This window comes from Nocardia nova NBRC 15556 (assembly GCF_001613005.1).
Classification (GTDB): Bacteria; Actinomycetota; Actinomycetes; order Mycobacteriales; family Mycobacteriaceae; genus Nocardia; species Nocardia nova.
This window is the reverse complement of sequence record NZ_BDBN01000039.1, coordinates 50,012-73,839: the sequence shown is the minus strand read 5'-3', so window position 1 is coordinate 73,839 and position 23,828 is coordinate 50,012. Positions and strand designations below refer to the sequence as shown.

General features: G+C 68.7%; 24 protein-coding genes. 16 read left to right on the top strand and 8 right to left on the bottom strand.

The window, feature by feature from the left end; genetic code table 11:
- Nucleotides 1-75 precede the first annotated feature (75 nt).
- Genes NN2_RS17160 through NN2_RS17145 form a run of 4 tightly spaced genes read left to right on the top strand, consistent with a single transcriptional unit; the run spans nucleotide 76 to nucleotide 3,964 of the window.
- The gene (locus NN2_RS17160) at nucleotides 76-894 is read left to right on the top strand and encodes an SDR family oxidoreductase (protein ID WP_063014825.1); all 819 of its coding nucleotides are present in this window, start codon (nucleotides 76-78) and stop codon (nucleotides 892-894) included.
- A gap of 37 nt (nucleotides 895-931) precedes the next feature.
- Nucleotides 932-2,155: an acyl-CoA dehydrogenase family protein gene (locus tag NN2_RS17155; protein ID WP_063014823.1), complete on the top strand. Its 1,224-nt coding sequence runs from the start codon at nucleotides 932-934 to the stop codon at nucleotides 2,153-2,155.
- A gap of 1 nt (nucleotide 2,156) precedes the next feature.
- Nucleotides 2,157-2,927 (top strand): SDR family oxidoreductase, encoded by a 771-nt coding sequence (locus NN2_RS17150; protein ID WP_063014820.1) that lies wholly within the window; start codon nucleotides 2,157-2,159, stop codon nucleotides 2,925-2,927.
- Entirely contained in the window at nucleotides 2,924-3,964 is a 1,041-nt protein-coding gene (locus tag NN2_RS17145) for a phosphotransferase family protein (protein ID WP_063014818.1), read from the top strand. Before NN2_RS17150 ends, NN2_RS17145 begins: the two co-directional genes overlap by 4 nt.
- An 11-nt stretch (nucleotides 3,965-3,975) precedes the next feature.
- Here NN2_RS17145 and NN2_RS17140 read toward each other — a convergent pair whose 3' ends face one another.
- A complete protein-coding gene (locus tag NN2_RS17140) occupies nucleotides 3,976-4,956 on the bottom strand; it encodes an Acg family FMN-binding oxidoreductase (RefSeq protein ID WP_063014813.1) in 981 nt (326 codons plus the stop codon).
- 147 nt (nucleotides 4,957-5,103) lie between these two features.
- Nucleotides 5,104-6,267 (bottom strand): PucR family transcriptional regulator, encoded by a 1,164-nt coding sequence (locus tag NN2_RS17135; protein ID WP_146098558.1) that lies wholly within the window; start codon nucleotides 6,265-6,267, stop codon nucleotides 5,104-5,106.
- Nucleotides 6,268-6,716: 449 nt separating this feature from the next.
- Here NN2_RS17135 and NN2_RS17130 point away from each other — a divergent pair, with 449 nt between their 5' ends.
- The 4 genes from NN2_RS17130 (at nucleotide 6,717) to NN2_RS17115 (ending at nucleotide 9,504) form a co-directional block, all read left to right on the top strand.
- Entirely contained in the window at nucleotides 6,717-7,259 is a 543-nt protein-coding gene (locus NN2_RS17130) for a DUF8020 domain-containing protein (RefSeq protein WP_063014862.1), read from the top strand.
- Nucleotides 7,260-7,468: 209 nt separating this feature from the next.
- Nucleotides 7,469-8,386 carry a DAPG hydrolase family protein gene (locus NN2_RS17125; protein ID WP_245658741.1) on the top strand — a complete coding sequence of 306 codons (918 nt, stop codon included), beginning with the start codon at nucleotides 7,469-7,471 and terminating at the stop codon, nucleotides 8,384-8,386.
- Between the two features lie 25 nt (nucleotides 8,387-8,411).
- Nucleotides 8,412-8,618, top strand: a complete 207-nt coding sequence (locus NN2_RS17120; RefSeq protein ID WP_227463150.1) for a hypothetical protein — start codon at nucleotides 8,412-8,414, stop codon at nucleotides 8,616-8,618.
- A gap of 94 nt (nucleotides 8,619-8,712) precedes the next feature.
- Nucleotides 8,713-9,504, top strand: coding sequence for a tetratricopeptide repeat protein (locus tag NN2_RS17115; protein WP_063014809.1), 792 nt, complete (start codon nucleotides 8,713-8,715; stop codon nucleotides 9,502-9,504).
- Here the strand turns inward: NN2_RS17115 and NN2_RS17110 are convergent.
- The gene (locus NN2_RS17110; RefSeq protein WP_218022031.1) at nucleotides 9,492-10,220 is read right to left on the bottom strand and encodes a M50 family metallopeptidase; all 729 of its coding nucleotides are present in this window, start codon (nucleotides 10,218-10,220) and stop codon (nucleotides 9,492-9,494) included. The two genes, NN2_RS17115 and NN2_RS17110, sit on opposite strands and share 13 nt — an antisense overlap.
- Before the next feature lie 123 nt (nucleotides 10,221-10,343).
- On the opposite strand from NN2_RS17110, the gene NN2_RS17105 reads away from it, so the two are divergent.
- Nucleotides 10,344-10,679: a hypothetical protein gene (locus tag NN2_RS17105; protein WP_051755615.1), complete on the top strand. Its 336-nt coding sequence runs from the start codon at nucleotides 10,344-10,346 to the stop codon at nucleotides 10,677-10,679.
- 50 nt (nucleotides 10,680-10,729) lie between these two features.
- On the opposite strand, the gene NN2_RS17100 is transcribed toward NN2_RS17105, so the two are convergent.
- Nucleotides 10,730-12,283: a succinic semialdehyde dehydrogenase gene (locus tag NN2_RS17100; RefSeq protein WP_063014808.1), complete on the bottom strand. Its 1,554-nt coding sequence runs from the start codon at nucleotides 12,281-12,283 to the stop codon at nucleotides 10,730-10,732.
- Nucleotides 12,284-12,526: 243 nt separating this feature from the next.
- Here NN2_RS17100 and NN2_RS17095 point away from each other — a divergent pair, with 243 nt between their 5' ends.
- The 5 genes from NN2_RS17095 (at nucleotide 12,527) to NN2_RS17075 (ending at nucleotide 17,785) form a co-directional block, all read left to right on the top strand.
- A complete protein-coding gene (locus tag NN2_RS17095) occupies nucleotides 12,527-13,753 on the top strand; it encodes an MFS transporter (RefSeq protein ID WP_063014806.1) in 1,227 nt (408 codons plus the stop codon).
- Between the two features lie 216 nt (nucleotides 13,754-13,969).
- On the top strand, nucleotides 13,970-16,414 hold the full coding sequence (locus NN2_RS17090; protein ID WP_063014804.1) for a sensor histidine kinase: 2,445 nt from the start codon (nucleotides 13,970-13,972) through the stop codon (nucleotides 16,412-16,414).
- Complete coding sequence (locus NN2_RS17085; RefSeq protein WP_030514365.1) at nucleotides 16,392-16,817, top strand: roadblock/LC7 domain-containing protein; 426 nt, start codon at nucleotides 16,392-16,394, stop codon at nucleotides 16,815-16,817. Before NN2_RS17090 ends, NN2_RS17085 begins: the two co-directional genes overlap by 23 nt.
- Nucleotides 16,814-17,197 carry a DUF742 domain-containing protein gene (locus tag NN2_RS17080; protein WP_030514366.1) on the top strand — a complete coding sequence of 128 codons (384 nt, stop codon included), beginning with the start codon at nucleotides 16,814-16,816 and terminating at the stop codon, nucleotides 17,195-17,197. The genes NN2_RS17085 and NN2_RS17080 overlap by 4 nt, the downstream gene beginning before the upstream one ends.
- A gap of 6 nt (nucleotides 17,198-17,203) precedes the next feature.
- Nucleotides 17,204-17,785, top strand: coding sequence for a GTP-binding protein (locus NN2_RS17075; protein ID WP_030514367.1), 582 nt, complete (start codon nucleotides 17,204-17,206; stop codon nucleotides 17,783-17,785).
- A gap of 30 nt (nucleotides 17,786-17,815) precedes the next feature.
- Here the strand turns inward: NN2_RS17075 and mtnC are convergent, their stop codons facing one another.
- The 4 genes from mtnC to NN2_RS17055 form a co-directional block, all read right to left on the bottom strand.
- On the bottom strand, nucleotides 17,816-18,547 hold the full coding sequence (gene mtnC / locus NN2_RS17070) for an acireductone synthase (protein WP_063014802.1): 732 nt from the start codon (nucleotides 18,545-18,547) through the stop codon (nucleotides 17,816-17,818).
- Nucleotides 18,544-19,116 carry a 1,2-dihydroxy-3-keto-5-methylthiopentene dioxygenase gene (locus tag NN2_RS17065; protein ID WP_063014800.1) on the bottom strand — a complete coding sequence of 191 codons (573 nt, stop codon included), beginning with the start codon at nucleotides 19,114-19,116 and terminating at the stop codon, nucleotides 18,544-18,546. The genes mtnC and NN2_RS17065 overlap by 4 nt, the downstream gene beginning before the upstream one ends.
- A complete protein-coding gene (locus NN2_RS17060) occupies nucleotides 19,113-20,825 on the bottom strand; it encodes a bifunctional S-methyl-5-thioribose-1-phosphate isomerase/methylthioribulose 1-phosphate dehydratase (protein WP_063014798.1) in 1,713 nt (570 codons plus the stop codon). The genes NN2_RS17065 and NN2_RS17060 overlap by 4 nt, the downstream gene beginning before the upstream one ends.
- Before the next feature lie 634 nt (nucleotides 20,826-21,459).
- The gene (locus NN2_RS17055; protein ID WP_063014796.1) at nucleotides 21,460-22,704 is read right to left on the bottom strand and encodes a KasA/KasB family beta-ketoacyl-ACP synthase; all 1,245 of its coding nucleotides are present in this window, start codon (nucleotides 22,702-22,704) and stop codon (nucleotides 21,460-21,462) included.
- Between the two features lie 39 nt (nucleotides 22,705-22,743).
- Here NN2_RS17055 and NN2_RS17050 point away from each other — a divergent pair, with 39 nt between their 5' ends.
- Together NN2_RS17050 and NN2_RS17045 are read left to right on the top strand one after the other, a co-directional pair.
- Nucleotides 22,744-23,328 carry a TetR/AcrR family transcriptional regulator gene (locus NN2_RS17050; RefSeq protein WP_063014853.1) on the top strand — a complete coding sequence of 195 codons (585 nt, stop codon included), beginning with the start codon at nucleotides 22,744-22,746 and terminating at the stop codon, nucleotides 23,326-23,328.
- 49 nt (nucleotides 23,329-23,377) lie between these two features.
- Nucleotides 23,378-23,818 (top strand): SRPBCC domain-containing protein, encoded by a 441-nt coding sequence (locus NN2_RS17045; protein ID WP_030514373.1) that lies wholly within the window; start codon nucleotides 23,378-23,380, stop codon nucleotides 23,816-23,818.
- Nucleotides 23,819-23,828: the final 10 nt, after the last annotated feature.

Genomic DNA, 23,828 nt, shown 5'->3' with positions numbered 1-23,828 from the left:
CACACCCGAAATTGAACTTGACGTCAACCTCAACTACGGTGGGGTGACATCACGGACACGGACAGGGGTACGGCAGTGCAGGTTGCGCAGAAGGTGGCCATCGTGACCGGCGGCGGAGGGGGCATCGGCGGCGCTCTCGCCGCCCGCCTCGCCGAAGCGGGCGCGCGAGTCGTCGTCGCCGATCTCGACGAGGCCGCCGCGAAGAGCGTCGCCGACGCCGTGGCCGCCGACCATCCCGGTGCCTGCGTGAGCGCGGGGGCCGACGTCAGCGATCCCGAGGCGATCGCCGGTCTGATCACGCTGGCGGAGAACACGTTCGGCCCGGTGGACCTGTACTTCGCGAACGCCGGCATCGCCGGTGCGGCCGGGCTCGACGTCGCCGAGGCCGACTGGGACCGGTCCTTCGACGTGAACGTGCGCGCGCACATCCGCGCCGCCACCCAGCTCGTACCCCGATGGCTCGAGCGCGGCGAAGGATATTTCGTCAGCACCGCGTCCGCGGCCGGACTTCTCACCCAGATCGGGTCGGCCACCTACTCGGTCACCAAGCACGCCGCTGTCGGCTTCGCCGAATGGTTGTCGGTCACCTACGGCGACCAGGGGATTCGGGTCAGCTGCCTGTGCCCCATGGGGGTCGACACGCCCCTGCTGTATGCCGGGCGCGACTCCGGCGACCGGCTCGGCGCGGCCTCCACCCGGGCGGTGACCGCCGCCGGGGAGGTGCTCGAACCCGCGCAGGTCGCCGACGCCGTACTCGCCGCGATCGACGCCGAGCAGTTCTTGATCCTGCCGCATGCGAGTGTGCTCGAGATGTATCGGCGCAAGGGGGCCGACTACGACCGCTGGCTGGCCGGCATGCGCCGGTACCAGCGCAGCTTGCTCGACGAGAGCTGAAGCGTCACAACAGATTTCACAACGATCAGGAGATCACATGTCGATGTTCGACATCTCCGAGCGGGCCGAGAAGTATCGGGCCCAGCTGCTGGAGTTCATGGATTCGCACGTCTACCCCGCCGAGGCCGTCTACGACGAGCAGATGCGCGCCGCCGGCGATCCGCATTTCCAGCCGCCGATCCTGGAAGAGCTCAAGGCCGAGGCGCAGCGGCGGGGCCTGTGGAATCTGTTCCACCCCTACCCGGAATGGGGTCCGGGTCTGACCAACCTCGAGTACGCGCCGCTGGCCGAGATCATGGGCCGCAGCCACCTGGCGCCGGAGGCGTGCAACTGCAATGCCCCGGATACGGGAAATATGGAAGTCTTCACGCTCTTCGGCACCGACGAGCACAAGGAGAAGTACCTGAAGCCGTTGCTGGCGGGCACGATCCGCTCGGCGTTCGCGATGACCGAGCCCGCGGTCGCCAGTTCCGACGCCACCAATGTGGAACTGTCGATGGTGCGTGACGGCGACGAGTACGTGCTCAACGGCCGTAAGTGGTTCGCCTCCAACGCCTTGCATCCGAACTGCACCGTGCTGATCGTGATGGGCAAGACCGATCCCGACGCCGCGCCGCACCGCCAGCAGTCGATGATGGTGGTCCCCATCGACGCACCGGGCGTGACCGTCATGCGCGGCCTGCCGGTCTTCGGCTATCAGGACCGCGAGGGGCATGCCGAGATCGATTTCGAGAATGTGCGCGTACCGCTGAAAGATGTGCTGAAGGGCGAGGGCGAGGGCTTCGCGATCAGCCAGGCCCGGCTCGGCCCCGGCCGCATTCACCACTGCATGCGGGCCATCGGAATGGCCGAACGCGCCCTGGAGCTGATGTGCCGGCGCGCGAGTACGCGCATCACCTTCGGCAAGCCGATCGCCGCCAACGCCAATATCCAGGACTGGATCGCCGAGGCGCGCATCGATATCGAGATGATCCGGCTGCTGACCCTGAAGGCCGCCTATCTGATGGACACCGTCGGCAACAAGGAGGCGCGCACCGAGATCGCCGCGATCAAGGTGGCCGCGCCGAATATCGCCCTGAAGATCGTCGACCGGGCCATTCAGGTCCACGGTGGCGCCGGTGTCACCGACGACTTCCCGCTCGCCATGGCGTGGGCGCATCTGCGCACGCTGCGGCTGGCCGACGGCCCCGACGAGGTGCACAAGCGCACACTGGCCCGGCAGGAACTGCGCAAGTATCGAGATGTGAAGGCGGACAACTGATATGCCGAACGCGGATCTGACCGGCCGCACCGCGATCGTCACCGGCGCCTCGCGCGGCATCGGCCTCGCGACCGCGCAGGCCCTCGCCGCGGCCGGGGCCAACGTGGTGCTGACCTCACGGGATCAGGAATCGGCAGACGCGGCGGCCGCACAGGTGGAGGGCAACGCGCTCGGCATCGCCGCGCACGCCGTCGACGAGGAGGCCGCGCGCAGCTGCATCGACCGCACCCTCGAGCGGTTCGGCAGCGTCGACATCCTGGTCAACAACGCGGGCACCAATCCGGCGTTCGGCCCGGTGATCGATCAGGACCACGGCCGGTTCGCCAAGATCTTCGACGTCAACCTGTGGGCGCCGATCCTGTGGACGTCGCTGGCGACCAAGGCCTGGATGGGTGAACACGGCGGCGCGGTCGTGAACACCGCCTCGATCGGCGGTATGGGTTTCGAGGCGAACCTCGGTCTCTACAACGCCTCCAAGGCGGCGCTCATCCACCTCACCAAGCAGATGGCGCTGGAACTGTCGCCGCGGGTCCGGGTCAACGCCGTCGCGCCCGGCGTGGTGCGGACCAAGCTCGCCGAGGCTCTGTGGCGCGAGCACGAGAATCTGGTGGCCGACGCAACCGCACTGGACCGGATCGGCGAACCCGACGATATCGGGTCGGCGATCGCGTTCCTGGTATCCGACGCCGCGCGCTGGATCACCGGTGAGGTGATGGTCGTCGACGGTGGGCAGCGACTCGGCCACCCGGCGGCATTCCGGGCGGCACCGTGACCGCCACGCCGGAGCAGGCCGGGGGCATCGACACCGCCGCCGTCACCCGGTGGATCGACGGTCTGGGGTTCGGGCTGACCGGCGCCCCGACCTTCACCCGGATCGGTCTCGGCCAGTCCAATCTCACCTATCTGGTGCGCGACGACGCCGGACACCGCTGGGTGCTGCGGCGGCCACCCCTCGGCCGGCTGCTGGCCTCCGCGCACGATGTGGTGCGCGAGTCGCGGATCATGTCCGCGCTGGCCGGAACCGATGTTCCGGTGCCGGAAATCCTTTCCGTCACAACGGATTCCGAGGTCTGCGACGCGCCGGTGGTGCTGATGGAATACGTCGACGGACAAGTCGTGGACACCATGGAGGTCGCGGAGTCGCTGACTCCGCAACGGCGCCTGGCCATCGCCCGGTCCCTGACCCACACGCTGGCGCGTATTCACGCGGTCGATCTCGAGGCGGTGGGGCTGGCGGATCTGGCCAGTCACAAACCGTATGCGCAGCGGCAGCTGAATCGATGGTCGCGGCAGTGGGAGCACTCGCGCACCCGCGAGGTGCCCGAACTCGACGATCTCACCCGCCGGCTAGCCGGATCGATTCCGCCGCAACGGGAAACGACATTGGTGCACGGTGACTTCCACCTGCGCAACGTGATCACCTCGCGGGAGACCGGCGCGGTGGTGGCCGCGCTGGACTGGGAATTGTCCACCCTCGGCGATCCCCTCGCGGATATGGGGAGTCTGCTCGCCTACTGGGTCCAGCCCGGCGAGGACCTCGGCGGTGACTTCCCGGCGTCGGCACTGCCGGGTTTCCCGAACCGAGCCGAGATGGCGCGCGCCTACCTCGACGAAACCGGCCGTGACCGCGACGCCCTCACCTTCTGGCATGTGCTGGGCTTGTGGAAGCTCGCGATCATCGCCGAGGGCGTGATGCGGCGCGCAGCCGATACGCCGAGCAACAAGGCCGCCGCGGGGACGCCGACCGTCGAACGCATCGACGCGATCGTCGCCCACGCCCGCGAGATCGCGGCGGCCGCGGGGCTCTAGCCGCGGATCGCTCAGATCGCCACAGGGGTCGCGAGTACCTCGGTGACGGGTCGCCGCGGCGTCTGCGGCAGCGACGCCGCGCCGGCGGGCAACCAGCCCAGTCGCACTATCGTCTGCGGGTAGGCGCACTCCAACAGCACGCTTCGGCGAATGTGGGAGCGCAGGTCGGGCATGGCCAGCGGTTCGGACTGCAGACTGGATGACAGGCCCAGCGTGGTCGCCGACAACAGCAGCGCGCTGAGCGCTTCCCCCGCCCGCAGCCGAGAGAGCGGGTCATCGCCGGCCGTGCACATCACCAGCCATTCGGCGGCCTCGGGTTCGGTGGCCGGATCGGCCAGTTCCGGTGACTCGAACCGGCGCCTGGCGATCTCGTCATCGGCACGCGGGGCCGGCGTATTCGCGGCCGGGACACCGTCCGAGGTCCCGTGCCGACCGCTCCAGACCGCCAGCTCGTGCAGATATGCGGGATCGGCGGCGTGGCGCAGCGAGGCGACCCGGGCGGCTTCGGCCAATTCCGGGCGCAGCTCCCGCGGCACCTGCCGGGCGGCGGCGCCGTAGGACCGGGCGGCGGCGGACACCTCCCGCACGAACGCCTGCGGCACCGGTCGCGCGCTGTAGCGGGGGCGATCCGACTGCCGGTGGCCGATCGCCGCGGCGAGTTCGATATCGCGCGGCGACGGCCGGTACGGGCGCACGGTGATGGCCGCGAGGTGATCGGGATCGGCGTCGTCGGGAAGGTAGGTGACCCGCGCGGACCAGCCGCGCACGGCCAGCGCCACCCGCATGTGATGCAGTGCCGCCCCGCAGCTCAGGAGCAGTGCGCGCTGGGCCGGATCGGTCACGACCAACTGCCGCGACCGGTCGGCGTACAGGTGGGCGGCGTCCTCGCGCAGCGACCACCGCCACGGTTGGGTGTTGTGCACCGAGGGTGCGCGCACGGCCATATCGACAGCGTCGGCGAATACCGCGGTGACCGGATCGGCGAATGTCATGGTGCCGGTCCTTTCCTTTCGAGCGTCGCACGGACATCTGGGCGCGGTGCCCGGATCTCGGGCCCGCGTCGTTCCCATGTATCGATCAACCGCCGGCCCGGGCGCGGAGTTTCGTAATAGTTGACAAAATGTGGACGATTCTCCTTATTAATCGACGCACGAGCCCGGGTGACCGGAACACAGTTCCCGATAGCGCAATGCCCACCACACCTGCTGCATCACGTGCGGATCCTTCAGTGACGCACCCGTGAGCTCCTCGAACCGGGACAGCCGATAGCGGACCGTGTTGTGATGCAGATACAGCCGATGACCGGTCTCGCTGGCATTGCAGCCGGCCGCCAGATAGGCATCGACGGTCTCGAGGATCGCGTCGGCGTCGACGTCGACGAGCGGGTCGATGTAGCGGCGGACCATCGCGGCCCCGACATCGCTGTCGCCGACGACGGCCGGTAGGAGGCCGAGGTCGGTGAGCGTGTGGCGCCCCGGACGCCCGAACAGGCGCGCGGTCTCGGCGACCCGGCCGGCGATATGCAGCGAATGGGGAACCCGCTCGAGCGGACAGGCCGGGCCCACCCCGAGGAACACTCCGGCCGAGGGTGCGGAATCGTCGCGCGGATCGCAGATGCCGACCACATCGCGTTCCAGGATCGCCACCACACCACCCGGCGGCCGGAATCCCGGCCGTTGCCGCAGCTCCCACTCCGTCTGTTCCGGCTCCGCGGTGATCGCGCGGAAGGCCGAATACGTCGCGTCCAGGCGGAGTCCGATGTGTTGGGCACGGCGGCGCAGCTCACCGGCGGGCAAAACGCCCTCGGTCAGCGCCCGCACCATATCGTCGCGCCGGGTATCGAGGCGGCGGGTGATCTGCGCTTCGGCTTCGCGGTGGGCGGAGGTGAATGCGACGGTGGCCGCGTCCGAGGCACGCAGCAGGGAACCGAGGACCGACAGCAGCGCCGAGCCGCGCCGGGTCGCCCAGTGTTCGGAGGTACTGATGCGTTCGATCACCTCTCCCACCACGATCTGCCATCCGCGCAGCATCGCGTCGAGCGGCACACCGAGTTCGGCCCGCAACGCGCCGTAGGCTCGGAATTCCGCGAGCTCCTGCTCGTCCAGTGGCCGATCGGCCGCGGTGGCGGTGATCAGACGATCGATTACGGAGGCGATCGACGGCGTCAGGCTGGCGGCGGCAATCCCCCGGTACGCCGGAATCTCCCGCTGCAGCCGGGTACAGATGTGGTCGGCCAGCTCGACGGAATCGCCGATCGCGGAGGGGGGCAATCGCAGGGGCGTCGAACCGTCGTCGTCGCTCACATCGATCGACAATACGGCGCGCGGGTGCGGGACCGAAGGTGTTCGCGGTCGGGCCGCCGAGTCGGAAGGAATCCGTTGTCGCAGTACCCCGGCCTTCGCGGCATCGAATCGGTGGCGCCGAGTCGATCCGGTATGGGTGTGGGCGTGGCGCGGATTCCGGAGCGGTCGGGTACGCCGCGGGAGCCGGGAGCATCGCCGGAATGCGCGGTTCGGACCGGCCACGGCGTTCGCCCGGCTGCGCTTCCGGCGGCCGTCTGCTTCCAGGCCGGTCGCGACGATTCACATTCCTCGCGAACAACAGGCAAACCCACTGTGCGCGAAGCGATTTCGGGAACCGCGAATCGGAAACCGAACACCGGCGCGCTATCTGGGTAAGAATGAGAACGGCCGAGATCCGGCCACAGGGGACATGTCGGCCCGGCCGGGCCGACGGAATGTGGGGAAAGATCATGAGAGCCAAGAAATTCGCCGCTACCGCGCTACTGGCCGTCGGTGCCACCACCGCGGCCGCCGGCGTCGCGCAGGCCGCACCGGCCACGGCCTCCGAGATCGCTGTGCGCGGGGTCGAACAGGGCGTCGGCTTCGTCACCGCGCCGACGGCCGACCACACCGGTCTGACGACCACCGTGGACGCCGGATCCTTCACCGTCACCGGTGATGCGGTCACTCTCACCGATGCCGCCGGCCGTGCCGTCGCGTCGGTGCCGCTCGGTCTGCGCACGGCGTCCGGAACGGTCGGCCTCACACCGCGCATCGACAACGCCGGCCGGACCCTCACACTGACGCCGCAGTCGGCCACCGATCGGACCGCACAGGCCATCGACGAGGCCTCCGACACGCTCGCCCGCAAGCAGTACAACGCGGGCGTCGGCGCCCTGGTCGGCGCCGGAATCGGTGCGGTGCTGGGCTTCTTCCTCGGTGGTGTCGGCGCCCTGGTCACCATTCCGATCGGCGCCGGGATCGGAGCCCTGATCGGCTACTCCACGCCGTAGCCTGCACCTCGCGCGGCCGTGCGGTCCCTCGCCCGGCGAACCCGCACGGCCCGCGACGGGCCGCCCGATCACCATATGCGGCGGCCACACTGGGACATGTCATGATCATGTCGCCGCCGGGCCGGTGAACCCACCGGCATTCACGAATCCTGTTGGGAGCCGCCATGATCGGCGCGCCTGCGCGACGCGCGCGGCAGTAGCCTCGTCGCATGGTGAAATCGTCGGCTCTCTCGCGGCGCAGGGCATTGGCGCTGGCGGCCGTCGGCGCGGGGGCGTTCGCCGTGGTCCGGTCGTCACCTGCTCACGCCGACGGGCCCGACAACGTCCGCTACGGCGGGTATTCCGCGCAGGACCGCGCCCAGCCCTATGCCCACTTCATGACCGAGCACACCGCCCCACCGCAACCGGCGGTCGCCGCCGCGTACGCGGGGCCACCCACCCCGGCGGAACGTATTCCGCCCTTCGCCGCGCTGACCGCGGAGCTGGGCCCGTCCGGCTACGCGCCGATCGAAACCGGATACGGGCACACCGATTCCGGAATTGTCTGGGTGGCGGTACGCACGGAGATGCCGCGCGTGACCGCCGCCATGTGGGATTGGTGGTTCGGGTGGCATCTGGTCGAATCCGCCCGGTACAAGCTGTGGCATCCGGATGCGCACATGTACGCGGAGGTCGCGGCCGACCGGACGGGCGGGGCGATGCCGGACCGGCAGCGGTATGTCGGCAACATCTCCTACGTCGATGAATACATCGGCCCGAAGTTGCAGCAGCTCGCCATCGCCTTCCACGATCCGGTCGCCTACGGGTTCACCGTCCCCGACGACCACACCGTGGTGCTCGGACGGGTCGGCAGCAGCGTCGCGCCCGTCGACCTGGGCTGGCTGGCCCACCAGGTCCGCCCCGTCGCCGGTGGATGCGAGATGCGCAGCCGCTTCTATCTGCGCATCTACGGAGTCCACACCCTGGATCCGGTGCACACCGCGCGTGCGGTGCAGCGCGGTGCCGCCGCCGACGTCGACGACCTCGTACCGGGACTCGGCCTCGCTCGTGATCTGCTGTTGCACTGCGGGCAGGAGATGAACCATCTGGCTCGCTTCCTGCCCGAGCTGTACCACGAATTCGCCTGACGGATTCGGCAGTCACAATGGTGGAGTGCCGGATTCGCAGATCTCCCCCGCCGTCGCCGCGCTGATCCGCTGGCAGGACAGCGGTGGCGTCTGGCGCGTGCTGGGCAGGCGCGGCACGCACGTGACCATCGGATTGTTCGAATGCACCGGCGGAGACGAGGTGGACCGCATCGTCTCCGCGGACCCGGCCCTGCGGGCGTTCATCGGGCAGCGCGGCAGCAGCGAGGACTGAACCCGCCGGTTCGGCGCCATTTTCCGGCCGCAGGGACTACGGTGTGCGCGGCAGCGCATCGATTCCCCCTACAGCTGCGGCGAAAGGCGGCGCGATGGCCGGTACCGGTGAGGCGAATCGCCCCCTGGCCGAGCGATATCCGGGCACCGAGCCGGTCGATTGGCGCGATCTCACGGTCCATCCGATGTACTCGCAGCGCCTGGGAGCGGAACCGACGGTGGTGCGGTTGTCGCTGCGCGCCGCGGCGCCCCCGTCGGGATTGCTGGGCCTGGGCATCGGGTTGTCGGTGATCGACGGCTCTGTGATGGTGCGCGGAAGCAGGCTGGCGGGCGTCGATGTGTGGAGCGATGCCCTCGCCGAGGGGATCGATCTACGCCTGTCGGGAACCGGCCCGGCGGCCGCCTACACCCTCACCCCGGTGTGGATGACGGCCGCGGGCGCGGTCGAATCATGGACGGGCAACTACGGACTCGTCGTCGAACGCGGCTCGGGTGCGACCATGGTGCTGCGCTGCAGTACCGGCGTCGGCGAACCCGATTTCGGCGAATTGGTGGTGGCGGTGACCGCCACCGTCGACGCCGCCGGCGATCAGGACCGGTTCCGGTCCGCGCTCTACCACCTCGGCGTGGAGGCGCACACTCGCGGCGACCTCGACCAGGCCCGGCGGCTGTGGCGGCAGGCGGCCGATCTCGGGCATACCGGAGCGGCCTACGATCTCGGCGTACTCGGTTATCGCACACGCGAATTCGACGAGGCGCAACGCTGGTGGCGTGTCGCGGCCGAGCAGGGCGACCCGCGCGCGATGGCCGGTCTCGCGGAAGTGCTCGAACGCCGGGGTGATTCGGATGCGGCCCGCCGGTGGCGTGCACAGGCTCAGGACGGCTGAATCCCCAGTAGCTGCCCCGCACCCAGCATCAGCGCCGCAAGAGTCAGCAGGCCGAACACGACGACCCACAGCCGCGCGGGAATGCGGGTGAGCCAGGCCAGCTGATCGGCATCGGATCCGTCGCCGCGCACCGACACCTGCCACAGTTCGATCACCGCGCGCACGCCGCCGAACAGCAGGAACCACGTGACCACATAACCGAAGACACCCTGCCACACCGCGGTTCCGTACCAGGACACCGCGAAGGCGGCCCCGCCCACGCAGATCACGGCGAGGAAGCCGAACAGGTTGCGGATCACCACGATCAGCACCACCAGCGCCGCGATGAGGATCCACAGCATCATCGTCTGGCGTCCGGTGCCGAGCAGGATCGCGAATCCCAGCCCCACCGCCGAAGGGGCCGGATAACCGGCCAGAGTGGTCAGCACCATCCCGAAACCTCGTGGCTTGCCGCGAGATACGGTCACCCCCGAGGTGTCCGAATGCAGCCGGATACCGCTGAGGGTGCGGCCCGTGCAGATCGCCACCACCGCGTGGCCGATTTCGTGGGCGATCGTCACACAGGTCCGCAGCACTCGCCACACCGGCCGGTAGAGCACAACCACCAGCGCCGCCGCTGCCGTCGCCAGCACCACCCATACCGGCGGCTGCGGGGAGATCGTCGTCAATTTATCGGTTACCGACGACACCGCATCGGCCGTTCGAGACAGCTGCACCGCCGTAGGGTAGCGGTCCGTCCGATTCGGCCGGATACGACGGGGTATTCGGCCGGTGAACGCTTAGGCTTGCGGTCGAATTGCCGGGATCGGCCCGGCACGCGGCCTCGACGAGGAGACCAGATGACACCCAGGGCCCATCGCAGCATCGCCGCGCTGTTCGGCACCATCGCAGCGGCCGCGGTGACCGCGGGCCTGCTGAGTGGATGCTCGGACGTGCAGCGCGCGATCAACAAGGGTGGCGACACCCCGTGCAGCGACTACGTCAAACAGGACGCCGACACCAAGCGGGTCACGATCACCAAATTCGTGAAACAGCAGACGAACAACGATCACGAGCCCGCCGGCACCCAGGTCGACGCCACCATGGCGGCGGTGGACTTCCTGTGCGCCAACCAGCGCAACGCCGACACACCGATCAAGAACGCGAATCTGACCGGAATCTTCTTCAACCAGTAGGTGCGCGCCGGGTCGGCCACCGGGGGCTCCGGTGACCGACCCGGTGTCGCTCAGCGTCCCGGCAGGTAGCGGAAGCTGCGCGCGAGCGTCATCAGCAACGCCTGCCACTTCGACTGCGGAATCCCCAGCGGCGCATCCAGATTCATTCCGCGGGTGACGACCACCGTCTGCGGTTCGGTGAACTTCAGCAGGCCGTCGGGGCCGTGGCGCCGACCGACACCGGAGATGCCCATACCTCCCATCGGTGCGCCGGTGCTCCCCCACGCCGGTGCGTAACCTTCGTCGACACAGACGGTTCCGGTGCGCAGCCGGGCCGCGATGGCCTGCCCCTCGGACGCGCTGCTCGCCCATACGCTGGCGTTGAGCCCGTATTCGGTGTCGTTGGCGCGGGCGATCGCCTCCTCGACATCGGCGACCGGATAGATCGAGACCAGCGGGCCGAAGGTCTCGTTGCGGCCGCATTCCATCTCGTCGGTGACCTTGCTCAGGACGGTCGGCTCGAAGAACAGCGGCCCCAGATCGGGGCGCGCGTTGCCGCCGGCGAGAATTTCGGCGCCCTTGGACGTGGCATCGGCGACATGCTTGGTGACGGTCTCGAGCTGCGCCGGTGAGATCAGGCTGCCGATATCGGTCGAGAAGTCGTAGGCCGCACCGAGTTTCGCGGCGCCGACCGCCTTGACGAACTTCTCGCTGAACTGCGCCGCGATCGACTCCTCGACGTAGATCCGCTCGATCGAGATGCACAGCTGGCCGGCGTTGGAGAAGCAGGCACGCACGGCCGCCTTGGCGACCTTGTCCAGATTCGCGCCGCGGGCCACGATCATCGGGTTCTTACCGCCGAGCTCGGCGGAGAATCCGATCAGCCGCTTGCCGCACTGCTGGGCCAGTTCGCGCCCGGTGGCCGAGGAGCCGGTGAACATCAGGTAGTCGCACCGGTCGACGATCGCGGTGCCGACCACGCCGCCCGGGCCCGGAATCACCTGCAGCACATCGCGGGGCAGACCCGCGCGCAGCAGCAACTCCACGCTGGCCAGCGACGAGTACGGTGTCTGGCTGTCGGGTTTGACCACGACCGCGTTGCCGGCCAGTAGCGCCGGGATCGAATCGCCGATCGACAGCACCATCGGATAGTTCCACGGCGCGATGACGCCGACCACACCCTTGGGCTGGGTGCGTACCTGCGCGCGGTTGAGCACCGGGAACGCACCGGGCACCGAATGCGGTGCCAGCAATTTCGGCGCGACGCGCGAGAAGTAGCGGGCCGCGAACATCATGCCCAGAATTTCTTCCTGCGCCGCCCACCGGGCCTTGCCGGTTTCGGCCTGGATCACGTCCATCAGGTATTCGCGCTCGCTGATGATCAGTTCGCGGAAGCGTTCCAGCACCGCCGCCCGTTCCTTGGGCGTGCGTTTCGCCCATTCCGCCTGCGCGGCGCGGGCGCGGGTGAACGCGGCGCTCACATCATCGGCGGTACCCACCGGCACCTCGCCCAGCGGCTGCCCGGTGAACGTCTCGGCGATGGTCTTGTTCGCGTGTTCACGGGAACCGTCGACGGACGCGAACGCCCGCAGACGCTCGAACACCGCAGCTTCCGGCACGGGCATCGTCGCCTCCTACTTGTGAGTAATGTAACCCTCCGATACACATAATCTACCGCGCGCTGCGCGGGCATATCTCCGCCCTGGGACGGATATTGTCCCGGACTTTCGGCGGGGTGGGCCACCGCGCGGCACATGCGTCACACCGGGGCGCTCCGGCGGGGCGTTTTCCCTGCCCCGGCCGCATACCGATGCGATCATGGATCCGATCGGGGCGGCGGGCGGATCGGCGACGACCGGAGGCGGATCATGGCGGCTCGGCGAGCCGATGCGCGGCCCAGGCGGGACCCGGCCCCGCCGCTGGGGGCCTGGGGTTTCGTGGTCCGGTTCGGAATTGTCAGCTTGCTGGCGGATTTCGTGTACGAAGGGGCGCGGTCGATCACCGGGCCGCTCCTGGGCTCGTTGGGTGCCTCCGGATTCGTCGTGGGCGTGGTGACCGGAGTGGGTGAGGCGGCCGCGCTGGTGCTGCGCCTGGTCTCGGGCCCGCTGACCGACCGGACGCGGCGGTTCTGGGCGTGGACCATCTCCGGCTATGTGCTCACCGTGGTCAGCGTCCCGCTCCTGGGCCTCGCGGGGGTGCTGTGGGTGGCGGCCGCGTTGGTGATCGCCGAACGGGTCGGCAAGGCGGTGCGAAGTCCGGCCAAGGACACGTTGCTCTCGCATGCCACCACGGTCACCGGCCGCGGTCGCGGCTTCGCGGTGCACGAGGCGCTCGATCAGGTCGGCGCGGTCGCGGGGCCGCTGACCGTCGCGGCGGTTCTGGCTGCGACCGGCGACGATTTCACTCCCGCCCTCACCATGCTGGCGATCCCGGGTGCGGCGACGCTGCTGTTGTTGGTACGCATCCGAATCCGTGTTCCCGATCCGGCACGATTCGAACCCGCCGCCGCGGCGCCTCGGCCCGGAAGCTCGAGAGTTCCGCTGCCGCGCCGGTTCTGGCTGTATTGCCTGTTCACCGCCGTCTCGATGCTCGGCGCCACCACCTACGGCGTGCTGTCACTGCACATGGTGGCGGCCGGGGTGTTCACGGCGGCCACGGTGCCGGTGGTCTATGCCGCGGCCATGGGAGCCGACGCCGTGGCCGCGCTGGCCTCCGGCTGGCTGTACGACCGCGTGGGCGCGAAAACACTACTCGTCCTGCCGGTTTCGACGGCGCTGGTGCCGGTCTTCGGTTTCGCGGGTGACATGGGCGCTGTGCTGGCGGGTGCACTGCTGTGGGGTGCGACGGTCGGTGTACAGGAATCCACGCTGCGCGCCGTGGTGGCCGATCTGGTTCCGGCCGATCGCCGCGCCACCGCCTACGGCATCTACGCCGCCGTCCTCGGCGCCGCCACCGCCGCCGGCGGCGCGATCACCGGATTCCTCTCCGACACATCGTATTCGGCATTGATCGCCACCGTCGTCGTGGTCGAGTGCGCGGCCGTGGTCGTCCTGTCCGCTCTCGCCGCCCGCCGCCGCCCAGCGGCGGGCCGGTGACAGAACACGCTGACTCACCGCGGTATTCGAGCGCAGATATACCTAACACTGTTCAAACGTGTGACTTGCCACAATGTCTTCGACGGCGGTCATCTTCGCCACACTTGATAATCCGACCCTGAACTGCAAACTCATACCGGGCCGCAAAAGTCAATATAGGTCTCGCTCAGTGGCATCCGCCCTGAAGTTTGAAACATCGCCCGTTATGTTGTGCCGATGTTGAGAGCGAGGCTCGGTATCCGAACCCGCATCCTGGCCATCGCCGTGATTCCGAGCTTGACATTGCTCGGAATCGGTGTGGGCACAGCGGGTTATCTGGTACGGGAGGGGCAGCACGCCAAGGACTGGGCATCGATCCTGGGCAATGCCAATGTGCACACTCGCGAGATGATCGCCGCGGTCGAACAGGAACGGATGCTGTCGCTGTGGCATCTGGCCGGTGAGCACGGCGACCCCGCCGCTCTCGGCGCGGCGCGCACGCGAGTGGACAACGCCCTACAGGCCCTGGCCGCCACCGAGAACAAACTGATGACCAGCGGTTCGAATCCGATGGGTGACGACACCGGCGGATTCGAAACCCTCAAGAAGCAACTTCCGGCCATTCGCGGCGGGATCGACGCGGGCGCGCTGCCGATTCCCGAAACCTACGCCATCTACAACCGCATTCTGGATGCCGTCGTCGTCGGCACCAATCTCACCATCCCGACCGCGCCCGACGCCGCGGTCGCCCAGCAGCTCGCCGGCGGTCTGCGCACGCTGCACGCGATGGAGGGCATGTCGCGCAGCGCCGCCCTGACCGCGGCCGAACTCAACGGCCAGATCCTGGCCGGGCAGATGCGCGACGACTACCGCAACCTGGTCGGCTACTACCGCACCGAACTCCCCCAGCTCGCCGCGGATCTCACCGGGCCCCCGGCGGACAAGATCAAGACCGTCATCGCCTCCCCGGCCTGGCAGCAGCTGGCCGCGATGGAGGACTACCTCATCCATCCGCCGGCGCCCAGCAAGAACGGCGAATTACCGCCGCCGCCGATGAGTTTCGCCGATTGGCGCACCTCGGCCGAACAACTCGGCGACCAGCTGCTCGCCGCCTGGCAGTATCAGAACGACCACGCCAACCAGACCGCCGTCGACGACGGCGACCGCACCGCGACCAACTCGCTGTGGGCCGGCGCCGGCGTGCTGGCGATCGCGATCATCGCCTTCCTGCTCTCGCTGTGGCTGGCCAACCGGTTGATCGGGCGGCTCAAGCGGCTGCGCACCGAAACCCTCGCGCTGGCAGAGGTCCGCCTGCCCGAAACGATGCGCCGCCTGAGCGAGGGCGAGAACGTCGATCCCGAGATCGAGGCGGCCCGGCTGGACTTCGGTCACGACGAGATCGGTTCGGTGGCCAACGCGTTCAACCGCGCCCACACCGCGGCCGTCGCCGCCGCGGTCACCGAGGCGCGCACTCGTGAGGGCGTGCGCGCGGTATTCCTCAACATCGCGCACCGCAGCCAGATCGTGGTGCACCGCCAGCTCGAGATTCTCGACGAAGCCGAACAGCGCCAGGAGGATCCGGCGCTGCTCGAGACCTTCTTCCGGCTCGACCACCTGGCCACTCGCGAACGCCGCAACGCCGAGAATCTGATCATCCTCGGCGGCGGCGAACCCGGCAGGCAGTGGCGGCGCCCGGTGCCGCTGGTCGAGCTGGTACGCAGCGCGATCGGTGAAACCCTCGACTACGCGCGGGTTCGCGCGCATCGGATGCCGCAGGTGTTCATCGTCGGCAACGTGGTCGCCGACCTCATCCACCTGCTCGCCGAGCTGGTCGACAACGCCACCTCCTTCTCCCCGCCGCAATCGCGGGTCGAGGTGAGCAGCAACGTGGTCGGCAAGGGCGTGGCGATCGAGATCAGCGATCAGGGCATGGGCATGCCCGCCGACGAACTCGAACGCGCCAACGAGATGCTGCGCAACCCACCGGATTTCGGTGTGGCCACACTGTCGGCCAATTCGCGCCTGGGCCTGTTCGTGGTCGCCCAGCTGGGTGCTCGCCACGGCATCACGGTGCGGCTGTCGGAATCCGACTACGGCGGCATCCGCGCCATCGTGCTGGTGCCGACCGCCGTCGTCGCCGCCGACGCGCCGCTGGCCGACCATCTGCCCGAACGCTTCGCCGGCCGCCGTCCCGAGCCCGCGATGACCGGTGAGATGCCGGCCATCCCCGCGGCCGAAACGACCTCGGCCGCAACGTCGCTGGCGACCCTGTCGCCGCCGCAACCGCAGGCCTGGTCCGATTACCCGCGCACCGACAGCGCGCCACGCACCGACGACCGGAGCTGGGCCGACACCCCGGCCCGGCGCGAGGCTCCGCCGCGCCACGAGCTGCCCGCGACGCCCACCGACCAACCGGCCCGTCGCAGTCCGCAGCGCCCGTCCTACACTGGCAGCGATGCTCGCCCACCGTTGCCCCGCCGTCGCCGACAGGCCAGTCTGGCACCGGAATTGGCGCACGACCCCCAACCCGATGCTGCGTCCCCGCAGCGGCCGCGCTCGGCGGAACAGGCACGAGACCTGATGTCCGCCATCGAGAACGGAACCAGGCAGGGGCGGCGATCGCAGCCCGGCCCCACCCCGGACGAACAGGAAGGCGAAGGTGACTTCTTCCAACGCAGGTGATCTGAACTGGCTGCTCGACGATCTGGTCGATCGCCTGGCCGGGGTGCGCTACGCGGTGGTGCATTCCACCGACGGGCTGCTGCTGGGCCGATCCACGTCGATGAGCCGCGAGGACGCCGAACACTTCGGCGCCATGTCGGCCACGCTGTACGGGCTGGCGCGCAGCGCCGGAAACCGGTTCGACGGGGGCGGCGTACGCCAGGCCGTCATCGAACTCGACCGTGCGGTACTGTTCGTCACCGCGGCCGGTGACAACGCATGTATCGCATTGCAGGCCAACGAGAACGCGAATCTGGGTATGGTGGCCTACGAAATGAATCTGACCGTGCAGCGAGTCGGTGGTTACCTGTCCACCGATCCGCGTAACGGTCTGGCCGAGCACGTGGAGCATAGATTGTCATGACGCGCTTCGGTCAACCGTGGTTCGACGATGCGGCCGGCCCTCTGGTCCGACCGTACGCCGTGACGCGGGGCCGCACCATGGGGGCGGGACACGATCTGGACATGCTCACCCTGGTGGTGACCGTGTCACCGGGTCCGCCGCTGCGGCGCGTCGAACCCGAATACGCGGAAATCGTTCGGCTGTGCCGGACTCCGCAATCGGTGGCCGAAGTCTCGGCGAGACTCAAGCTACCGTTGGCGGTGACCAAGATCCTCGTCGGTGATCTCATCGGCGAGGGTTTGCTGAATTTCCGGGCCCCCGCCCGGACCGACACCGATACCGGCGGGACCGGCGAACTGAACATTTTGCGAGCAGTACTCGATGGAATCCGAAAGCTGTAGAACACCGTGCCTGATATTTCGTCCTCGGCCGACCTGGCTGCCTCGGTCAAAATCCTCGTAGCCGGCGGTTTCGGCGTCGGGAAGACCACCATGGTGTCCTCGATCAGCGAGATCACTCCGCTGCGCACCGAGGAATTGATCACCGAATTGTCCACCGGCATCGACGATCTGTCGGGCGTGGAGGGCAAGACCACCACCACCGTGGCGCTGGACTTCGGTCGCATCACCATCGACCAGAACCTGGTGCTGTACCTGTTCGGTACGCCCGGCCAGGACAGATTCTGGTTCCTGTGGGACGAATTGGCGCGCGGCGCTCTCGGCGCGGTGGTCATAGCCGATACCCGCCGGCTCGAGAACTCCTTCGCCGCCATCGATTTCTTCGAACGGCGCGGACTCTCGTTCGCGGTCGCGGTGAACTGCTTCGACAACGCCCCGGTCTACACCACCGAGGAGGTGCGCGACGCGCTCGATCTCGACGCCCACATTCCCGTGGTGCTCTGCGATGCGCGCGACCGCAGCTCCTGCAAGACGGTGCTGATGACGCTGGTCGAACATCTCATCGCGCGAGCCACCAGCTCGGTGGCCTGAGCGTTCCGAGCGTCGGATCGGCGCGGCCGCTCAGCGGGCGGCCGCGACCGGATCCAGCTCGGCGAAGCTGCCGATCCACCGATGCGGCGTCCGCGGCGCATTCGGCTCCCCGGCACGGGTGACGCCGACCGCTTGCCAGCCCGCGGCCACCGCGGCATCCAACTCGTCGGGATGGTCGGACAGGAACAGGATCTCCCCCGCCGGCACGCCTATCGCCGCCGCGATGCGGCGATAGGACTGCTCCTCGCGCTTCGGCCCGGCATTGGCCAGGTCGAACCAGCCGCTGATCAGCGACGCCAGCTCGCCCCCGCGCGCATACGCGAACCAATCCTGTTGATTGCGTACCGAACCCGACGAATACACCCACAGGGTGAGTCCGGCGCCGTGCCAGGCACGCAGCGCCACGGGTGCGTCGGGGAAGAACTCGCCGAACAGGGCGCCCTCCCGGAATCCCCGTGCGCAGATCACCCCCTGCGCGGTCTTCAGCGGCGCCGCCTTGACGTCGGAATCGAGCCAGCCGCACAAGATGCCGGCGATCTCGTCGAGACCGGCGTCGGGCCGCCCGGCCAGGTCACGGGTCTGCTCGATCACGGTCTTCGCGGTGCCGTCGGAGTCCTCCGCCAGCCACTGCGGCAGTCGGCGGCGGGTGTAGCCGTACAGATCTTCGCGGACCGAGCTGGTGGGGCTGGTGGTGCCCTCGATATCCACGACGACCGCCCGGATCGGCCGTGCCCGGTTGTCGTCTCGATGCTCGTCGCTCATGCGGCGACGAGCTCGTCCAGCGTCGGAAAGCCCTGTGCGATGGGATCGCCGGTGAAATCGCCGATCCAGCCGTCGGCCTCTTCGAAGAACCGGATCGCCACGAAGTCCGGCCGGGTTCCCATATCGAACCAGTGTCGCGTCCCCGCGGGCACCGACACCAGATCACCGCCCTCGCAGACCACCGCGACCACCTCCGGTTCCAGGTGCAGATAGAAGCAGCCGCGACCGGAGACGAAGAAGCGCACCTCGTCCTCGGCGTGGCGATGCTCGGACAGGAACTTCTGCCGCGCCGCGCGGGCCTGCTCGGGCCACTGCGGATCGCTGTCGTCGGGATGCAACCGGGCCAGATCGATGTGGCGGTAGCGGCCGTCGGCGTTGAGATCGCCGATCCGATCCCGGTAGTGGCCGAGGATCTCCTCGGACGCGATGTCGGCGGTCACGGCCTGAGCGGGCCAGCGGTCGAAAACGATTCCGCGCGTGGCGAGCTCGGCCGCGATGCGGTCCGGGTCGGTGGTGTGCAGGCGCACGTCGGCCGGATCGGTATCGGCCGCGATATGCAACAGGGTCATTGCGGTTGCTCCTCGAGAATGCGGTCGGTGGAGATGTCGCGGCGCCCGGTGAGCGACACCAGTTCGCACAGGGCTTCCAGGCATTCCGCGCGGTCGCGGGCCTGCGCGAGATCGGCGCCCCAGGCGGTGATGCCGTGCCCGGCGATGAACAACACCGGCGGGGCCGCCGGATGTGCGCGCAGATACCGGTCGATCTCCGCGCCGATCAGCGACACGTCGGCGTGGTTGGGAAATACCGGAATGTCGATGGTGTCGCCGGAGCGCAGACCCTTGATCAGTTCGAAACCGGTGAACCGCATCGGGTTCGGGGCGCCGACGGAGGCCGCGGTCGCCCGCGGTGAATGTACGTGCACCACCGCCGCGGCCTCGGTCGTGCGGTAGATCGCGGTGTGGATCGCGGTCTCCGCGGAGGGACGGCGGTCTCCGGCGATCGGTTCGGAGTTCTCGATCCGCACCCGGACCATATCCGCGGCGGTCAACTCGCCTTTGGACAGGCCGCTGCCGGTGACAACCGCGGTGGGATCCGGGGCCGTATTCGATGCCACGCCGGAAGCGCCGTCACGGACGGAGATGTTGCCGGCGGTGCCCGGCATCCAGCCGCGGGCGTAGAGGTCGCGCGCCAGGGTCGCGATCGCGGCGGCGTTCGGCGAATCGGCGGGGTCCTGGGCACCGGAATCGGCGGCGCGGGGATCGGGGGGCACGATCGCCTGCGCCGCAAGCGGATTCGCCTCGTCGATCAGGCCGTTCTCGGTGACCACGGCCGTCACCAGTTCGGGCGGTGTGACGTCGAAGGCCGGGTTGAAGACCGCGGTGCCCTCGGGGGCGGCCGCGTAGTCACCGACGTGGGTGATCTCGGCCGACCCGCGCTGTTCGACGACGATGCCGGCGCCGGTCGCGGTCGCCGCGTCGCGCGTGGATTCGGGGGCCACCACGATGAACGGGATGCCGTGATGGCGAGCGGCCAGTGCCAGTCCGTATGTGCCGATCTTGTTGGCCACCGAGCCGTCGGCGGTGATGCGGTCCGCTCCGACGATCACGCAGTCCACCTGCCCGGTCGCCATCGCCCAAGCGGCGGCGGAGTCGACCGTGAGCCGATGCGGAATGCCGGCCTCGGCCAGTTCCCAGGTGGTCAGGCGCGCGCCCTGCAGCAGCGGGCGGGTTTCGTCGACCAGGACGCTGTCGATCACGCCGCGCGCGTGCAGCACCCGCAGCGCCCCGATCGCCGTGCCGAACGCGGTGGTGGCCAGGCGGCCGGTGTTGCAGTGGGTGAGCATCCGCAGGGGACGGTCCGGGCACAGCCGTTGCACCAGGTCGGCGGCGTGTTCGGCGGCGGCCCGGTTGACCCGGCCGTCTTCGGCGAGCAGAGCCTCCGCCTCCGCGAGCACCCCCGCCGCGCCGCCGTCGTCGAATTTCGCCAGGGCTCGTCGCACGCCCCAGGACAGATTCACCGCGGTGGGCCGGGCGGCCTCGATCCGGACGGCCTCGGCTCGGACCTGTTCGGGATCGTCGGGATGGGCGAGCGCGGCGAGGGCGACTCCGAAAGCGCCGGTCACGCCGATCGCGGGGGCGCCGCGCACGGCCAGGGTCGCGATCGCGTCGATCACCTGGTCGACCGTCGTCAGCCGCAGCGTGCGCACCTCGTGCGGCAGCGCGCGCTGATCGATCGTCACCACGGCACCGTCGACCCACGTGATCGAACTTTCACCCATTCCGCGCACAACCCTCACCACTCGACCCTGCTACCCCTCAAACGGTAGCGAATCAGAGGCCATCGGCCCGCACCAGGTTTACCCTCGCCCGGATCCGATCCCCTGGCTGCCGGCGGCGGTCGTGAGCACTCCCGACAACGGCAGTGTGTGCAAACGTGCACCGCGTGCACGGCGGCAGGAGGTCCGACTCCGCTGTGGCGCTCGTCGCGAACCGTCGCGATCCGGCATGTGCGTGCAGCGAGTGGCCGTCTGTACCCGTCGGTGCGCACCGCAGTGACGGCGTCGGCAACCGCCCGGCGCGGACCGCAGTGACAACGTCTGCGGGACACCTCGGCGGTACGCGCCGGCGGCGCGACCCAGTGCTGCCGGCACGCCGATCTCGCCGGGCGCACTCGTCGGCCCAGGGCGATGCAGTCGGCGGCATCACGGTCGACCGGCCCCGAACCATCCGTACGCCGAACTCGCTCGAAGACGCTGCCGGTCAGGGTTTTCCGTCGCTGTATGGGCGAAATGTCCTGCCGTTACCGCAGTTCCGGAGCAGTTTTCCACAGTCGGCGTGTCATCCACAACAATCGGTGGACAAGCGTGAACAGCGGTTGTTCCACATCGCCGGAGCTGCCGCGGTTCCAAGACCTCAAGCGCGTCCGAATGCGAGTGTGACGTTGTGTCCTCCGAAGCCGAAGGAATTGCTCAACGCCTGTGAGATTCGCTGTGGACGAGCGATCCCGTGCACGATGTCGAGTTCCACGCCGGGGTCCGGATTGTCGAAATTCAGTGTGGGAGGCACGGTCTGGTCGCGCAGTGTGCACAGGGTGAGGATGGCCTCGAGCGCGCCCACCGCACCGATGGAATGGCCGAGCGCGGATTTCGGCGCGTACACCGAGGCGTGCTCGGCCACGGCCGCAATGGCATTGGCCTCCGAGGCGTCACCGATCGGTGTCGAGGTGGCGTGCGCGTCGATGTGGTCGATATCGGCAGCGGTCAGCTCCGCGGTGGCGATGGCCTTGCGCATCGCCCGGGCCGCGCCGGCGCCGTCGGGGTCGGTGCCGGTGATGTGGTAGCCGTCGGAAGTGATTCCCGCGCCGAGAATTCGGCCGTGCACGGTGGCCCCGCGGGCCCGGGCGAACTCCTCCGATTCCAGAACCAGCAGCGCCCCCGCCTCTCCGAAGACGAACCCGTCGCGATCGCGGTCGAACGGCCGTGAGGCCAGGCCGGGTTCGTCGTTGCGGGTACTCATCGCCCGCATCATGGCGAAGCTGGCGATCGGGATCGCTTCGATATATCCCTCCACGCCACCGGCGATCACCACGTCGGCCTCCCCCGTGCGAATCAGCCGCCACGCGTGCGCGATCGCTTCGGCACCCGACGAACACGCCGAGGTCGGCGCGTAAACGCCTGCCTTCGCGCCGAATTCGAGCCCCACCCGGGCGGCCGGCCCGTTCGGCATCACCATCGGAACCGTCAGCGGCGGCACCTTGCGATATCCGCCCTCGCGCATCGCGTCGACCGCCGTGAGAAAGGCATCGCCGCCGCCGAGTCCGGTGCCGACGGACACCGCCAGGCGTTCGGCGTCGACCTCCGGTGTCCCCGCCTCCGACCAGACCTGGCGGCCCAGTACCAGCGCCAGCTGCTGCACATAGGAGTGCCGGCGCTGTTCGATGCGGGTCAGGTGAGCGCCCGGATGTTCGGTCAGCCGCCCGCCGATCCGCACGGGCAGGTCGTACCGCGTCACGAATTCGTCGGTGAGCGGGCCGATCCCGCTCTTGCCTGCCAGCAGTGCCGACCAGGTGCTGTCGAGGTCGGGGCCGAGGCAGGTGGTGGCGGCCATGGCGGTGACGACGACGTCCCGCGACGTTTGTGTAGCAGTCGTTACACTCATGCGGATATGAATACCCGTAGCGACCGCTACAGTCAACATGTGCCTCGACCACTCGACCAGGCCCGGCGCGCGGAGCTGCTCGCCGGGGTGATCGCCTATATCGGCGAATACGGGTTGACCGAACTGTCGCTGCGTCCGCTGGCGGAATATCTCGGAACCAGCTCGCGCATGTTGATCCACTATTTCGGGACCAAAGAACAGATGCTGATCGCGGCGCTCGAGACCCAGCGCCCCGATATCGCGGGCATGTTCGCCGACGTTCCCGATCTGCCGGCCCTGCGCCGCCGCCTCATCGAATCGTTCAGCGTCAACATCACGACCGAATGGGTGTCCAGCACGCGGGTGCTGTTGCAGGTGATGGGGGTGGCCGCGGTGCCCGGCAGCCCCTTCCGTTCCTACGGTGAGGACGCCGTGCACGTGCTGGTCACCGCGCTCACCGATGTGCTGAGAAGCTTCGACCCCACCGTCGCCGATCCGGAATCGACCGCCACTCTGCTCGTTTCGGGTGTGCGTGGGTTGCTGCAGGATCGGTTCGTCACCGGCGACACCGCCCGCGTGTCACGTGCGGCGCGGTTACTGATCACCCAATCGCTCACATTGCCCGAACCCGGTGCCGGTCGATGAGCGGGCCCGCGGTATCGCTGATGGAACAAGTTTCAGTATTGTTGCCGCCATGGCTTTCGTGATCGATGACACCGTGGAGATCGACGCACCCGCCGAGGTGGTGTGGAAGGTGCTGACCGACCTGGGCAGCTACGGTGAATGGAATCCGTTCGTCGCCGAATGCCGCAGCACGCTCGAACCCGGCGACCCGATCGAGATGCATGTGCGGCTGGGTTCGCCGAAGCCGCGCAAGCAGGTCGAATACGTCCGGACCCACACCCCCGGAACCGAATTCAGCTACAGCATGAAGCCGGTACCGCTGGGCATCCTGCACAGCCTGCGCTCGCACACCGTGACGCCGCTCGACAACGGGCGTACCCGGTACCGGTCGCATTTCGAACTGGGCGGCTTGCTGGGGCCGGTTGTGACGCTGGCGCTCGGCAAGGCGCTGCATTCCGGATTCGGCGGCATGACCGCGGCGGTCAAGCAGCGCGCGGAATCGCTGCGCTGAGCATCGATGC

Excerpts from the sequence above, each read along its gene's own strand:
- NN2_RS17155 (WP_063014823.1), top strand. The coding sequence starts at position 932 with ATGTCGATGTTCGACATCTCCGAGCGGGCCGAGAAGTATCGGGCCCAG.
- NN2_RS17150 (WP_063014820.1), top strand. The coding sequence starts at position 2,157 with ATGCCGAACGCGGATCTGACCGGCCGCACCGCGATCGTCACCGGCGCC.
- NN2_RS17140 (WP_063014813.1), bottom strand. The coding sequence starts at position 4,956 with ATGACATTCGCCGATCCGGTCACCGCGGTATTCGCCGACGCTGTCGAT.
- NN2_RS17130 (WP_063014862.1), top strand. The coding sequence starts at position 6,717 with ATGAGAGCCAAGAAATTCGCCGCTACCGCGCTACTGGCCGTCGGTGCC.
- NN2_RS17125 (WP_245658741.1), top strand. The coding sequence starts at position 7,469 with ATGGTGAAATCGTCGGCTCTCTCGCGGCGCAGGGCATTGGCGCTGGCG.
- NN2_RS17115 (WP_063014809.1), top strand. The coding sequence starts at position 8,713 with ATGGCCGGTACCGGTGAGGCGAATCGCCCCCTGGCCGAGCGATATCCG.
- NN2_RS17105 (WP_051755615.1), top strand. The coding sequence starts at position 10,344 with ATGACACCCAGGGCCCATCGCAGCATCGCCGCGCTGTTCGGCACCATC.
- NN2_RS17100 (WP_063014808.1), bottom strand. The coding sequence starts at position 12,283 with ATGCCCGTGCCGGAAGCTGCGGTGTTCGAGCGTCTGCGGGCGTTCGCG.
- NN2_RS17095 (WP_063014806.1), top strand. The coding sequence starts at position 12,527 with ATGGCGGCTCGGCGAGCCGATGCGCGGCCCAGGCGGGACCCGGCCCCG.
- NN2_RS17090 (WP_063014804.1), top strand. The coding sequence starts at position 13,970 with ATGTTGAGAGCGAGGCTCGGTATCCGAACCCGCATCCTGGCCATCGCC.
- NN2_RS17080 (WP_030514366.1), top strand. The coding sequence starts at position 16,814 with ATGACGCGCTTCGGTCAACCGTGGTTCGACGATGCGGCCGGCCCTCTG.
- mtnC (WP_063014802.1), bottom strand. The coding sequence starts at position 18,547 with ATGAGCGACGAGCATCGAGACGACAACCGGGCACGGCCGATCCGGGCG.
- NN2_RS17065 (WP_063014800.1), bottom strand. The coding sequence starts at position 19,116 with ATGACCCTGTTGCATATCGCGGCCGATACCGATCCGGCCGACGTGCGC.
- NN2_RS17060 (WP_063014798.1), bottom strand. The coding sequence starts at position 20,825 with ATGGGTGAAAGTTCGATCACGTGGGTCGACGGTGCCGTGGTGACGATC.
- NN2_RS17055 (WP_063014796.1), bottom strand. The coding sequence starts at position 22,704 with ATGAGTGTAACGACTGCTACACAAACGTCGCGGGACGTCGTCGTCACC.
- NN2_RS17045 (WP_030514373.1), top strand. The coding sequence starts at position 23,378 with ATGGCTTTCGTGATCGATGACACCGTGGAGATCGACGCACCCGCCGAG.